This is a genomic window from Nonomuraea sp. NPDC003709, from assembly GCF_040610775.1.
In the GTDB taxonomy this organism is placed as follows: Bacteria; Actinomycetota; Actinomycetes; order Streptosporangiales; family Streptosporangiaceae; genus Nonomuraea; species Nonomuraea angiospora_A.
Window position 1 is genome coordinate 429,145 of the sequence record NZ_JBEXMW010000003.1, and the last position, 13,715, is coordinate 442,859.

11 protein-coding genes are annotated in these 13,715 nt (G+C 67.0%); 7 read left to right on the forward strand and 4 right to left on the reverse strand.

Annotation, left to right across the window (positions count from 1 at the left end; translation table 11 throughout):
* The 3 genes from ABZX61_RS10610 (at position 1) to ABZX61_RS10620 (ending at position 3,273) form a co-directional block, all read left to right on the forward strand.
* A complete protein-coding gene (locus ABZX61_RS10610) occupies positions 1–1,686 on the forward strand; it encodes a carbamoyltransferase C-terminal domain-containing protein (protein ID WP_355193370.1) in 1,686 nt (561 codons plus the stop codon).
* Between the two features lie 76 nt (positions 1,687–1,762).
* A complete protein-coding gene (locus ABZX61_RS10615) occupies positions 1,763–2,290 on the forward strand; it encodes an HD domain-containing protein (protein ID WP_355194057.1) in 528 nt (175 codons plus the stop codon).
* The gene (locus ABZX61_RS10620; RefSeq protein ID WP_355193372.1) at positions 2,287–3,273 is read left to right on the forward strand and encodes a glycosyltransferase; all 987 of its coding nucleotides are present in this window, start codon (positions 2,287–2,289) and stop codon (positions 3,271–3,273) included. Before ABZX61_RS10615 ends, ABZX61_RS10620 begins: the two co-directional genes overlap by 4 nt.
* 184 nt (positions 3,274–3,457) lie before the next feature.
* On the opposite strand, the gene ABZX61_RS10625 is transcribed toward ABZX61_RS10620, so the two are convergent.
* From ABZX61_RS10625 to ABZX61_RS10635, 3 genes are all read right to left on the reverse strand, one after another.
* The gene (locus tag ABZX61_RS10625; RefSeq protein ID WP_355193373.1) at positions 3,458–5,425 is read right to left on the reverse strand and encodes a serine/threonine-protein kinase; all 1,968 of its coding nucleotides are present in this window, start codon (positions 5,423–5,425) and stop codon (positions 3,458–3,460) included.
* Between the two features lie 250 nt (positions 5,426–5,675).
* Entirely contained in the window at positions 5,676–7,091 is a 1,416-nt protein-coding gene (gltX, locus tag ABZX61_RS10630) for a glutamate--tRNA ligase (RefSeq protein WP_355193375.1), read from the reverse strand.
* 201 nt (positions 7,092–7,292) lie between these two features.
* Positions 7,293–8,342 (reverse strand): phosphotransferase, encoded by a 1,050-nt coding sequence (locus tag ABZX61_RS10635; protein WP_355193377.1) that lies wholly within the window; start codon positions 8,340–8,342, stop codon positions 7,293–7,295.
* 98 nt (positions 8,343–8,440) lie between these two features.
* On the opposite strand from ABZX61_RS10635, the gene ABZX61_RS10640 reads away from it, so the two are divergent.
* Positions 8,441–9,082 carry a class I SAM-dependent methyltransferase gene (locus tag ABZX61_RS10640; RefSeq protein ID WP_355193379.1) on the forward strand — a complete coding sequence of 214 codons (642 nt, stop codon included), beginning with the start codon at positions 8,441–8,443 and terminating at the stop codon, positions 9,080–9,082.
* Positions 9,083–9,388: 306 nt separating this feature from the next.
* Here ABZX61_RS10640 and ABZX61_RS10645 read toward each other — a convergent pair whose 3' ends face one another.
* Positions 9,389–10,141, reverse strand: a complete 753-nt coding sequence (locus tag ABZX61_RS10645) for an SDR family oxidoreductase (RefSeq protein ID WP_355193381.1) — start codon at positions 10,139–10,141, stop codon at positions 9,389–9,391.
* Between the two features lie 143 nt (positions 10,142–10,284).
* On the opposite strand from ABZX61_RS10645, the gene ABZX61_RS10650 reads away from it, so the two are divergent.
* The 3 genes from ABZX61_RS10650 (at position 10,285) to ABZX61_RS10660 (ending at position 13,547) form a co-directional block, all read left to right on the forward strand.
* A complete protein-coding gene (locus ABZX61_RS10650; protein WP_355193383.1) occupies positions 10,285–11,214 on the forward strand; it encodes an AraC family transcriptional regulator in 930 nt (309 codons plus the stop codon).
* 603 nt (positions 11,215–11,817) lie between these two features.
* Complete coding sequence (locus ABZX61_RS10655) at positions 11,818–12,948, forward strand: histidine kinase (RefSeq protein ID WP_355193385.1); 1,131 nt, start codon at positions 11,818–11,820, stop codon at positions 12,946–12,948.
* Positions 12,945–13,547 (forward strand): response regulator transcription factor, encoded by a 603-nt coding sequence (locus tag ABZX61_RS10660; RefSeq protein WP_355193387.1) that lies wholly within the window; start codon positions 12,945–12,947, stop codon positions 13,545–13,547. The genes ABZX61_RS10655 and ABZX61_RS10660 overlap by 4 nt, the downstream gene beginning before the upstream one ends.
* Positions 13,548–13,715: the final 168 nt, after the last annotated feature.

Genomic DNA, 13,715 nt, shown 5'->3' on the forward strand with positions numbered 1-13,715 from the left:
ATGACCGCCATCCTCGGTCTGAACTTCCACCACGACACCTCAGCCGCCCTGATCGTCGACGGCTGCCTGTACGCGGCCGAGGAGGAACGCTGGAGCGGCATCAAGCACCACCGGCGACACCACTGGAAGTCCGTGCTCACCGCACCCGCACAGGCGCTCGCGTGGTGTCTCGAAGCCGCAGGCATCGGTCCCGATGACATTGACGCAGTATGGGTTCCCTCGATGCGGCCCACACCCGCCGCCGGCATCTGGCTGAGCACCGAGCGCGAGGAACTCGCGGCTGATCTGCCCGAGCCTCTCGGCTCGCGGCTCCACCTCATGTCCCACCACACCGCGCACGTGATGTCCGGTTATCTGCTGTCCGGCCTTGAGCACGCCGCAGGGCTGGTCATCGACGCCGGCGGCTCCACGCTCGGCGCCGACTTCGGACCGGGACGCGAGCGCATCACCGGGTACGAACTGACCCCGAACCGGGTCGACCGCGTCTACCAGGCCATGCCCACCGTCCTGCCCGGACCCCGCCGGGTGCATCACTCTCTCGGGCACTTCTATCGCAACTTCGCGACCAGGATCATTCCACCGGGCGATGAAGCCGAGGGCAGCCTGATGGCGCTGGCCGCCCTGGGCGAGCCCAGCCGCTACCGGGACGATGTTCAACAGCTTCTCCACCTGGAGATCGACGGGACCGTACGCATCGAGCCGCCGCTCGGATCCACCGACACCACCACGCCCATACGCATCGGAGACCGAACCTGGACCGCCGGATCGGCGGCGGACGCCTCACTCGGCGAGCGCGCCGACCTGGCCGCAGCCGTACAAGAGACATTTTCCGGCGCGGTCATCCACGTCGCCCGCCACCTGCGCCGCATCACCGAAGCGACCAGCCTCGTCTTCTCCGGAGGTTGCGCGCTCAACTCCCACCTGAACGGACGTCTCGCCGAAGAGGCAGGTTTCGACACGCTGTTCATCGCCCCTGCCCCGCACGATGCCGGAACGGCCCTCGGAGCCGCCCTGTACGGCTGGCACCACCAGCTACGCCAGCCGCGCATCCCCACGCCGGTGGATGCCGCATGGGGACCGCACCCTGGGCCGGTCCCTCCTTCAGCGGTTCCGCCGGGGTATCGATTGATCACCGGCATGGACGGCCGGCTGATCCCGGCCGTCGCCGAACTGCTCGCCGAGCATCACGTGGTGGGCTGGGTCCAGGGCGGTATGGAATTCGGCCCTCGCGCCCTCGGGCACCGTTCGATCCTGGCCCACCCAAGTCGCACGCAAACCCGAGATCGCCTCAACGCCATCAAACAACGCGCCGCCTACCGGCCGTTCGCCTCGGCTGTCCTTGCCGAGTACGCACGCGACTGGCTCGTGAGCGAAGGCGATCCGTTCATGAACCGCGTCGCCCGCGTACGAAACTGCCGCTCCTCCCAGATCGGCGCGATCGTCCATCACGACGGCACCACCCGACTGCAGACCGTCTCCGAACAGCACGCCGGCCTCCGCCCGTTGCTGGAGGAGTTCCATCAGCGCACCGGGCTACCGATGCTGCTCAACACCTCGTTCAACACCAAGAGCGCTCCCATCCTGATGAGCGCCGAGCAGGCGGTACGCGCTGCCGCCGAGCTCGGCCTGGACGCGGTCGCCATCAACGACTCCCTGCTCGTCTCCGACAAGCTCCCCACGAGGTAGGTCATCATGCACGATCTCGACAGCATCCTCGCCGCCCTGGCCACGAGCACCTGGCCCGTCGAACATCGCGGCCACCCTGTCTCTCACTGTTTACGAAGGGCGGGTACGCGATCAGGGCACCCCCTACATCGAGCACCCCCTTGCCGTGGTCGCCATCCTGCGCGACGAGCTCCACGTGTCCCACCCCGAAACGCTGATCCTCGGCCTGCTGCACGACGCCCTTGAGGTAACGCCGAGTTCCGAGCCCGAAATCGCCATCCGCCTGGGCCGCTTCTTCGTGGAGGAACTACGGGCGATGACGCCCGACCACCGCCTCGAAGGCCGTTCGAGGCAGGCTACGGACGAAACCGTCTGGCGCACCAAGGTGAGAAGACTGAGCTCGAACGGGCTGCTGATCCGGTTCGCCGACCGCATTCACAACCTCCGTGACCTGCGCCATTCTCCAGATGCCGCACGCCACCAGCGGTTCATCGCGTCCCTGGCCGACTTCTACATCCCGCTCGCCCAGGCGGCTCAGACGGAAAGCTCTGAGCTGAAGGCGGCGTACGAGGCGCTCCAGGAGGAGCACGACCGCTATCGGATCAGCGGGATGGCGCCCGCATGACGCGCATCGTCCACTCCCTGGCCCCCACCAACCACACTGGAGGCCGTGTCTACCTGCGGATGCTCCAGCAGCTGACCAGCGAGGAGATCACCTGGCGGACGGTGCCGGACTTCAAGCGCGCCGACCAGACCCGCCGCTGGCGAACCATGCGGCACGTGGCCGCCATCGCCCCGCACATCCGAACCCTGCATGAGGCACCTGGCGCTTTCGTCTGGGACGACCTCAGCCTGCTGCTCTTCACCCCCGCGATGAGAGCCCGGACGATCTTCATCCTTCACCACTACGAGCCACTCCAGCACGACTCCGCCCCGATCCAGGCCCAGCTGTGGCAGCAGCTCTTCAGCGTCCTGCCACAATGCGCGGCCGTCGTGTGCGTCGCACCCTACTGGGCCCGCTTCCTCCAGGCCCGAGGCGTGGACAGGGTGCACGTCATCTACAACTCCTTCGACCTCCCCGAGATCGACCACGTCCGCAGCCTGGACAAGGATGAATGCCGAGCCGAACATGATCTGCCACGTGACGGCCTACTGGTCTACGCCGGTAAGGCGGTACACGGGAAGGGCATCCACCTCATCACCACGGCCACCGCTCGGGACCGGCGGCTGCACGTGATCACTACGGGCAGCAACACCATCGGCCACGTTGGCGCGCACTTCGACCTGCCCCGCCGGCAGTACCTCCGCCTGCTACGCGCCTGCGACGTCGGCGTGTTCGTTCCCGAGATAGCCGAAGGCTGGAGCCGCTGCGCTGCCGAGGCCATCCTGGTCGGCCTGCCATGCCTTCTACAGCCGATCGCCGGCCTGGGCGACCTCGCCGAGCTGACAGGCCAGCCCGCCCCCGATCTTCACGGCCTCGCGCAGCAGCTGCACGAGCGCGCCGCCGTACCACCGGAGGACATGAAACTCGCCTACGACGCCCTAGCCCACTACGACCTCAACTACTTCCAGCGGGAGTGGAGCACACTGCTGGCGACGGTCAGCTAGCACCCGTCGGTGCCCCAGGGAGTGGTACGCAGCAGACGTTTCATAGCCTGCCCAGCCACGGACCCGGTGCCGGACGACAAGGTGGGCACCAGTGGACCGAGAACGGCGTGATGGTCGAGCAGGTCCACGCCGCCGACTGACAGGGATCTCGCTCCGTATGCACGGGCCAATGAAAGGCACCGCCTCACTTGCCGGGCTCGGTGGGTGGTTGCCTTACCTCAAGGATTCGCTTGTAGAGCTGGCGGGCTCGATCAAGGTTTCCGGCGCTGCGTTCCAGGCCGGCCCAGCCTTGGAGCGCCTGGGCTGCCGCGTCGGGGTCGCTGGTCTCGGTGGCCTGCTGGTATCGGCTGCGGGCCTTGTCCAGATTCCCGGCCGTCTTCTCCAGCGAGCCCAGGTTCACCAATGCCTGTGGGGCTATGCCTGGTTGGCCGGTCTCGGCCGCTCGTTCCCAGAACCTGCGAGCTTCCTCCATGTCTCCTGCATCGTCGTGCTCCAGGCAGCCTAGACAGATGAGTGCCTTGGCCTTCTGCCAGGGGTTGCCGTTCTCGATGGCCTGCTGGAACAGTTTGCGGCTCTCCTCCAGATTTCTGGCCGTCTTCTCCAGCCAGCCTAGGCTGATGAGTGCCGTGGCCGTCTGCTCGGGGTTATCGCCGATCTCGGTGACTTGCTTGTAGAGCTGGCGGGCTCGATCAAGGTTCCCCGCGTCGAGTTCCAGGTCGCCCCAGCCTTGGAGCGCCTGGGCTGCCGCGTCGGGGTCGCTGGTCTCGGTGGCCTGCTGGTATCGGCTGCGGGCCTTGTCCAGATTCCCGGCCGTCTTCTCCAGCGAGCCCAGGTTCACCAATGCCTGTGGGGCTATGCCTGGTTGGCCGGTCTCGGCCGCTCGTTCCCAGAACCTGCGAGCTTCCTCCATGTCTCCTGCATCGTCGTGCTCCAGGCAGCCTAGACAGATGAGTGCCTTGGCCTTCTGCCAGGGGTTGCCGTTCTCGATGGCCTGCTGGAACAGTTTGCGGCTCTCCTCCAGATTTCTGGCCGTCTTCTCCAGCCAGCCTAGGCTGATGAGCGCCGTGGCCAGCTGCTCGGGGTTACCGCCGATCTCGATGGCCTGCCGGTATAGCTTGCAGGCATCCTCCAGGTTCCCGGCCTCCACCTCCATCTCGCTTAAGCTGATGAGCGCTCCGACGCGTTCCTGTTCTGGCAGGGTGCTCATCGCGGTGACCTCGGGCGGAAGCCATCGTGTGGTGCCCTCAGCCGGTGCGCTCAGCCGATCGAGAAGCTCGGTTTCGACGTGTTCTTGTTCAAGCCGGATGATCATCCTGGTGACCTCGGGCGGGAGCCATCGTGTGGTGCCCTCAGCTGATCCGGTCAGCCGGTCGAGAAGATCGTTGAGGCTGGGCCGACTCTGGGGGGTCTTGGCCAGGCAAGCGCTCACCACGTCGGCCACGTCTATAGAAAGGCCGGTCAGGTCAGGCTCGTCACGAAGGATGCGACACATGAGCGCGTGGTCGTGGCCGTCGCCGAAGGGGCCGCGGCCGGTGGCGGCGAACACCAACACCGCCCCTAAGGAGAACACGTCGCTGGCAGGGCCGACCTCGTCGCCCCGGACCTGTTCGGGAGACATGAACGCAGGAGTGCCGATCACGGCCCCCGTGGCGGTTTGAGAGGTGGTGTCCAACGCGCGGGCAACGCCGAAGTCAATGACACGAGGACCGTTGGCGGCCAAGATCACGTTGCCGGGTTTGAGGTCACGGTGCACGAGGTTGCACTGGTGAATGGCGGCCAGGCCCTCGGCCAGGCCTGCACCTAGCGCACCGATCGCGGCGGGCGGCAGCGGTCCGTGCGTGGCGACGGCCTGCTTCAGGGACGGGCCGGCGATGTAGTCGGTGGCCAGCCATGGCGGATCGGCGTCGGTGTCAGCAGCCACCACCTGCGCGGTATAAAACCCGCCGACCCGCCGGGCTGCTTCCACCTCGATCGCGAACCGGCGTCGGAACCCCTCATCGTCAGCCAGTTCCGGTCGCACCACCTTCACCGCGACCGGCCAGCCGCCCCGGGAACGGCCTAAGAACACCTGTCCCATACCGCCGCCGCCCAGTCTCCCTTGCAGCCGGTAAGGGCCTACCTGGCGCGGATCATCTGCCCGCAGCGGCTCCATGCGCCACCCTTTCGAAAGATACGCGCGACAAGTCCAGATCTTCTCAGGAAATGGCCCTTTCGTGAACGCGCTTGGCCGCATGCCCTCACCAACCCCCAGCTCACCCGAATCGGGTGACGGCCAGGATTGTCGCAAACACCTCACGAAAGGTGATCGCCCTGCCGGAGGCCTCGCCGACATGGTAGACAGCCTCGCCGCATGGTGCCGTGAAACGTGACATAAACCCGCAGAAATCCGCGACCAAAGCTCGCTAGACCTCAGACAGTCGCAGCCGAGCGGCATCGAGACGGGCCAGCGTTCGATCGCGGCCGAGGAGTTCCAGGGACTCGAACAGTGGCAGTCCGACCGTCCGGCCCGTGACCGCGACTCGGGCCGGAGCCTGGGCCTTGCCCAGCTTCAGCCCGTGGCTCTCGCCCACAGCCGTCAGCACATTCTTCAGCTCATCAGCCTGCCAGGCTGCGCTGGCGTAGGCGGCACGCACGTCACCCAGCAGCTGCGCGGCGCCCGGCTTCATCGCCTTTCCCCACGACGCCTCGTCGAACACCGGCTCATCCAGGAACAGGAAATCCACATAGCCGGTGATCTCCGACAGCAGCGTCAGCCGCGTCTGAGCCAGCGGAGCCACCGTCGCGAACACACCCGCGTCGAACGCCCCGGCCCGCCACGGGGCATAAGGCTCGGTCAGCCACGGCGCGCTGGCGGCGACGAACGCCTCAGCAGACAGCGCCCGGATGTACTCGCCGTTGAAGGCTGTCAGCTTCTTCACGTCGAAGAACGCCGGCGAGGTGTTCACGTCCTCGACCCGGAACAGCCGTTCCATCTCCTCGTACGGCATGATCTCCCGGTCGTCGCCCGGCCCCCAGCCAAGCAACATCAGGTAGTTGACCATCGCCTCCGGCAGGAACCCGTCACCCAGGTAGTCCTCCAGCGCCACCTTGTCGCGCCGCTTCGACAGCTTCTGCCGCTTCTCGTTGACGATGACCGGCAGATGAGCCCAGACCGGCGGCCTGGTGCCCAGCGCTTCCCACAACAGCTGCTGCTTGGGCGTGTTCGACAGGTGTTCCTCGCCCCGGATCACCTGCGTGATGCCCTTATCCAGGTCGTCGACCACGTTGGCCAGCAGGAACACCGGCGACCCGTCACCCCGGGCGATCACGAAGTCCTCGATCGCGCTGTTGGGGAAGATCGGCTTGCCGCGGACGAGATCCTCCACCACGGTCTCGCCCTCATCCGGTGTACGGAATCGCAGCGCCCGCCCCTCGGCGAACTCCAGCCCGCGCTCACGGCAGAACCCGTCATACCCCAGATGCTCGGACCCGGTCCGCTCCTTGAGCTGCTCGCGGGTGCAGTCGCAGTAGTACGCCCGCCCGGCCGCATACAGCTGCAGGGCCGCTTCCCGGTGCCGCTCGACGTTGTCGGACTGGAAGTACGGACCCTCGAAGGCCGGATCGGCGGTGCTGATCCCGATCGCCGCCAGGGCGTCGATGATGCCCTGGGTCCACTCCGGCCGGTTACGGGCCGTGTCGGTGTCCTCGATGCGGAGCACGAACGTGCCCCCGGATTGTCGCGCCACCGCCCAGTTGTACAGAGCCGACCGCGCCCCACCCACATGGAACATCCCAGTAGGAGAAGGCGCAAAACGTACGCGAACCAGAGACCCAGACACGCAGCAACCCTACCTACTGGGCCGCAGGAGATCCGGCAAATTTCCGCTGCTGAGAACCCTGACCTTACCGACCATGAGCGAAGGCAAGCGCGTGCGCCGACTGCGCAACGTGGTGGACATTCATTCGTGATGAGCCTCTGGGATTCAGCTGGGCGGACCGACACGTTCTGGCCGGCAAGGCGCCGCCTGTGCAACCCGTCTTCAGATCGCCGTGAAGGCGGCTGCCACTTCTTCCCGGTGCTCGGCACACCACGCCAGCAATCGCTCCGTCGGGACGATCAGCTCGGCAGCGCCGTGGTTGCCCCGGTTGTAGTGGAAGTCCAATTGCCAGAAGCTCGTCATACGTCTCCACCACAACCGGTCGAGACCGTCCGCCACTTCCTCTGAGCGCAGCGGTATCAGGTGGCGGTAGCCGGCGACGAACGCGCTGACGCGTTCCAGATCCAATAGGCCTTCCTTGGACATGAACTGGACCATCGCCGTACGGGTGACTTCTTCAGCGAACGTCCGGACCTGGATGCGGTCCCAGTCCAGCACCGCTGTGATCTCCCCGTCGTGCCACAGAAGGTTGCGATACTGCAGGTCGCCGTGTGTCCACCCGGCTGGCCCGGCAGGGGAGTCACTGGCGGACCGTCGGTCTCCGTACTCATGGAGAAGGGTCTTCCGCTGCTCCAGCAACTCGGCCACGGTCACGTCGAACGGCAGCCGGACCTCTAGGGAGGAGATCAGTCGCAGGTAGCGGTCAGCTTCGGCGATGGCGGCACTCTGGTCGGTGACCTTGGAACGTGGAGCGGCGGTCACCCGGGCCAGGCCAGATCCTGGAGGGAGGTTGTGCAGCCGGTGGTGGATGTGCCCGGCAACCTTGCCCAATCGGCCAGCCTGCTCCAGCGACAGCTCCGGGCCCGGCAGGTGGGAGCCTTCGGCCCAAGGGAGAAGACAGTAGCCGCGGCCGGCCGCTTCCACGACGACGTCACCGCCAATGCTCATTTCGGGTACGCAAGCGGGAACTCCGTCCGCGGCGAGCATGGCCTGAACGCGCAGGTTGCGTCGTGCCATGTCCAGCGGCACGTCCAGGATCTGCTTCAACGCGTACGTTCCGTGGCCAGTGCGGACACGCCAGTTGCGGTTCATCATCCCGTCGGGGAGATACGTCAGATCCTCGGCGTTGAGGATGCCCAGACCGAACGCCTCCTGGATGACAGGGAGGTCATCGGTGATGTCAGGGCAGATCCTCCGGGCGTCGTCGGTCACGTCAAGTAACGTACGCGACCGCCGTGGGATGTATCCGTTGAGTAGGAAGCATCTGGCGAGCCGATGTCACGCGCCGAGCCGGAGCCAACATTGAGCGAGTGGCTATCGACACTCTGTCATCACCTGAGTCTCCGGATCTTGCGCGAGCCGACATAGTCGCGCAGCTGAAGGGGCGGGGATCGATCCACTCTCCTGAGGTCGCGGCAGCGTTCGCGAAGGTCCCACGCGAGAAGTTCGCTCCCGAAGCGCCGTCAATCGCCGCCGCCTACTCCGCCATGGACGCCGTCGTCACCAACCGTGATGCCAGCGGCAAGGCAACGAGTTCCGTCAGCGCACCCTGGCTGCAAGCCGAGATGCTCGAAGCCGCCCTGCTCACGCGTGGGGCGCGAGTGCTGGAGATCGGCAGCGGCGGCTACAACGCGGCACTCATCGCCGAGATCGTCGGCCCGGAGGGGCTGGTGGTCACCATGGACATCGATCCGTTCGTCACCGAGCGAGCGACCCGCTTCCTCACCGAAACCGGCTACCCACAGGTGAGGGTCGTCCTTGGAGACGCTGAGCACATCGGCGACGATGACGGCCTCAACGACGCCATCCTGGTCACGGTCGGCCCCTGGGATTGCCCGTGGGGGGCACCTGCTCGCCCCGGGCGGCCGGATGGTCGTGCCGCTGCGGTTCCCTGTCAAGTTGGCGTGTTGAGGCGTCCCGCATGCCCGTCGCGGAGCACGTCCGCTTGCTAAAGATCCAATGCCATGCCGTACACCTCATACCCAGCTGTGCGTTGGCGTGGCACGCTGACGTTGTTCCGGCCATCTGGTCTGTGGATGTTGGTACCGGGTTGTTGTCAGCCTCGTTGGCCGGAACGCGCAGCGCGGTCGGCAGCCCAATCGGCGGCATCGGCTCGACTCCTCGCCGAGGAGCCCGCCCGGGCCGTGGACCTGCTGGTCGATCTCGGCGCCGGCGTCGATGTTGGTGGCTGCGCCGCCTGGATAGTAGCGGCATAGAACCTGGGACGTTTCAGATGCCACCCATCGTGTGGTGCCTGCTCAGATCTGGTTCGTGCCACCGTCGACGTAGATGTTCGCGCCGACGACGTAGCTGCTCTGTTCCGAGGCCAGGAAGGCCACGACTGCGGCGGCCTCCTCAGGCTGACCCATGCGGCCCTTGGCCACGGTCGCGGCGACATTCTCCTTGACGGCCCGGGCGGTCTCCTCGTCGCCGAAAGCGGCGGTGCCCCCGGGAGTCTCGATCCATGCCGGCGAGACCACGTTGACCCGGATGCCACGGTCCTTGAGCTCGTTGGACCACGTCCGCGCGAAGGACCGGACGGCCGCCTTCGACGCCGCGTACGCGCCGAACGCCTCTACTCCACGGTCGCCGGCCGTCGAACCGACCAGGACGATCGAGGCTCCGTCGTTGAGCAGCGGCAATGCCTTCTTCACGGTGAACAGGGTGCCTCGGACGTTGACCGCGAAGGTCTGGTCGAGGTGCTCCTCGGTGGTCTGTTCCAGCGTCACGAACGCACCGACCGCCGCGTTCGCCACGAGCACGTCCAAACCCTTGCCTCGCGCCCGGACCGCCTCGTAGAGCCGGTCCAGGTCCTCCGGCTTCGAGATGTCGCCGACGACCGCGGTGGCCCGGTCTGCTCCGATGGTCTTGACGGCGGCCTCCAGTTCGGCCTCGCGTCGGCCGGTGACGAACACGTACGCGCCCTCGTCCGCCAGCCGTACGGCGGTGGCCAGACCGATACCGGTGCTGCCCCCGGTGACCACCGACGTCTTGCCTTCCAGCTGTCCCATGTGGGTGTCTCCATCACTCTCTCGATACCGGTCCGTTCGACATCGATACTGCGACAGATCGCGGATACTATCCATGATGCAGAGTCCTGCGTTCTTTACGTATCGTCCAGGAGGTGTCGTCGGTGCTCGGATTTCGGGATCCAGTGGCTGACGCGATCGGCCTGCTCCGGCCCCGCACGGTGATCGGGCCCAGCCTCCGGGCCGCGGGAGAGTGGGCGTTGCGCTTCGACACGTTCTTGCACGTGCGGATCGGGGGCCTCGTGCGCGGCACGTGCTGGTTGATCCTCGAAGGGCACGAGCCGGTGCTCCTGCAGGAGGGTGACACCTTCATGCTGGGCAACCCGCCGCCTTACGTGCTGGCCAGCACGCTCGACGCAAGCCCGCGCCCTGCGGAGCAGGTGTGGGCGGGTGCCGAAGACGGGTTCGTGCGGATCGGCCCGGAGTCCGAGGAGGACCTCTACCTCTGCGTCGGGCACATCGCGTTCGACGACAGGAACGCGGCCCTCCTGACCGATCTTCTGCCGCCGCTCGTGATCGTCCGCGTGGCCGATCCTCATGGCAGGCGGCTCGCGCAGCTGATCGATCTCCTGGCCACCGAGGTCGGGGTCGCCGCCGCCGGCGGCCCGCTGGTGCAGAACCACCTCGCACAGATCCTGCTCGTGCACATGCTGCGTGCTCACGCCGGTCAGACAGACCGGCCCACCGGCTGGCTGGGCGCCCTGAACGAGGACGGCATCGGTGCCGCTCTGCGTGCCGTGCACGCGGACGTGGCCCACTCCTGGAGCCTCAAGGAGCTCGCCGAGATCAGCCACATGTCGCGTTCCGCGTTCGCCCAGGCCTTCAAGAGCCACGTCGGGGTCCCGCCGTTGGAGTACCTGATCCAATGGCGCATGAGCCTCGCGCGCGACGCCCTCACCCGCGACACTCTGTCGATCTCCGAGCTCGCACGGGCCACGGGCTACCTGTCCGAGAGCGCGTTCAGCACCGCGTTTCGCCGCGTGGTCGGCTCATCGCCCGCGCAGTTCCGGAACCAGGCACGGCAGCCACCGCGCTCGGCCGCGAACGGAAGCTGAAGGAGGCGTCCTGTGCTCGGCTGCGCCGCTCACGCTGGCGACGAAGACACCAGCACACCGCTCGCCGACACCACTACCAGCGACGCGGACACGCGTCAAAAACGCGACTGCAGTAATGGTGCGATCGCGTTGGCGTGGATGCCTGGCCTCGGTCGTGGCCATGCCGTCCCCGACCTCGGCGTTGTTGGCCACATGCCGACGCCGGCCCGCTGGCGCAGAGTTGGCGCTTCGAGCCAGACGCCTCTACCTCGCCGACCAGTCCACGCCCGATGACCGAATGCTCCAAGCCCCGGGCTTGGCGACGTCCGCCGGGCACGCACCCCACCTCGGCGGGCCCGGCGTCGGCGCCGACGCTGTCGCCGGGGTCAACGCCACCACCACGGTGGCGACGAGAACAGCCACGTCCGTCCGGTCAACGCGGATCGCTGGTGTCATACTCTCGACCTCAGCGACCTGAGTGGACGATCGCCAGTGCGACCCACGTCATCAGTTCGCATGACATTGTTCGGGGGGAAGGTGTGACGCGGTGTCACTAGTGCCCACCGCCGGAGCTGAACGATGCTGAGGAGCAGACCCCTGCCGTTCGATCCTGGAGAGCCACCCATGGACACCGAGCCTGCGCAGGGACAGCTCCGCAAGCTCAACCTCACCATGTTCCTGCCGTTGCTCGCCGTGGCCGGGGCGATCTCGGTGGCGGTCTACGCCCGGTCCTGGTGGGAGGCCGTCGTCCTCGGTACCGGTGTGGTGGCGACCATGGTCTGCTTCACGCGGTGGGCGGCGGGTGAGGTGCTGCGCGTCGCGCTCCCCTGTCTGGTCGTCACCGCGGCCGTGTGGCCCTTCGCGGCGCTGGTGGTCGGTAGCTCGGCGGCGTTCTTCGGTGTCTCCTGTGTGGGTTCCTACGTCATCCCCCAGTTGCCTCGGTACCGGGTGGCGGCGGCCGCGGCGCTCGCCGTCTACGTCGGCGTGGTGGGCGCGGCGCGGCTGCTGGTGTCGCATGAGGACGTTCCCGGGGTGCTGTTCCAGTTCGTCCTCGTCCCCGTCGGCTTCACCGTGGTGGTGGTCGGGCTGATGTTCCCCAACAAGGGGTTCTACGACGTCGTCGACGAGTTGGAGGAGGCACGCGAACGGGAGGCGGAGCTGGCCGTCATCCGCGAACGCGTCCGGTTCGCCGGTGACCTGCACGACATCCAGGGCCACACGCTGCACGTGGTGAAGTTGAAGACCGCGCTCGCGCAGAAGCTGGTGGACAGCAACACCGACGCCGACACCGAACGAGCCAAGCAGGAACTGCGCGAGATCCACGCCCTCGTCAGCGAAACCATCACCCAGACCAAGGAACTCGCCTACGCACAACGACGGCTCAACCTGTCCGCCGAGTTGGAGAACGCGCGGAACCTCTTCGAGGCCGCCGGCATCAGGGTGCGCGTCAACCGCGAGGCCGACGTCGACCAGGACGCGAGCGAACTGCTGGGCCAGGTCCTCCGCGAGACGACCACCAACATCCTTCGCCACGCCCAGGCGACGCGCGTGCGGATCACCCTGTCGGCGACGAGCATCACCATCGTCAACGACGGCGCCCAGCGCGCACCACTGCCCGAACTCCGGGGGCTGGCCGCCCTGCGGCAACGCGTCGCCGGCGATGGCGGTGAACTGACGGTCGAGCAGGACGATGGACGGTTCCTGACCGCCGCGACCCTGCCGCACCGACGTTCCGAAACACAGGAGAACCGATGACCACGGTGGTACTCGCCGACGACGAAGCCCTGCTGCGCAAGGCGATGGCCGCGCTGCTGCCGCTCGAGGGCGAGATCACCGTGCTCGCCGAGGCCGCGAGCGGTGAGACCGCCGTCGACGCCACCCTGCGACACCAGCCCGACGTGCTCGTCATCGACCTGGAGATGCCCGGTGTGGACGGTCTCGGCGCCGTCGCCGAAATCCGCCGCACCCGGCCGAACCAGGTCATCCTCATGCTCACCCGCCACGCCAAACCCGGAGTGCTCCGCAAGGCACTCAAACTCGGCGTCCAGGGCTTCGTCAGCAAGTCGGCCGAACCGGCGCACATCGCCGAGGTCATCGCCACCCTGCACGAAGGAAAGCGCTGGATCGACCCGGACGTCTCCGCACTGGCCCTCGTCGACGACTGCCCGCTCACCGACCGCGAGCTCGACGTGCTGCGCGCGACCCGCGACGGCTACTCGGTCGCCGACATCGCCACCCAGCTCCACCTCGCGGAAGGCACCGTACGCAACTACCTCTCCAACGCCATGCAGAAAACCCAGACCCGCACCCGGCACGAAGCCGCCCGGTACGCTCGCGAACACGACTGGCTGTAACAGCCGGGGCGCTGGGCCCGGCACGCAGCGCCGGGTGTCCGGGTCGTTGAGTCTGGATCCACCGATTTCGTGTCCGTTGTGGCTTCCCCTCCGTGGTCGGCCAACCTGGCGCGCCTGCTCCTGATCAAGCAACTGTCCGATGTGGAGTTACCACTCTCCACGATGGCA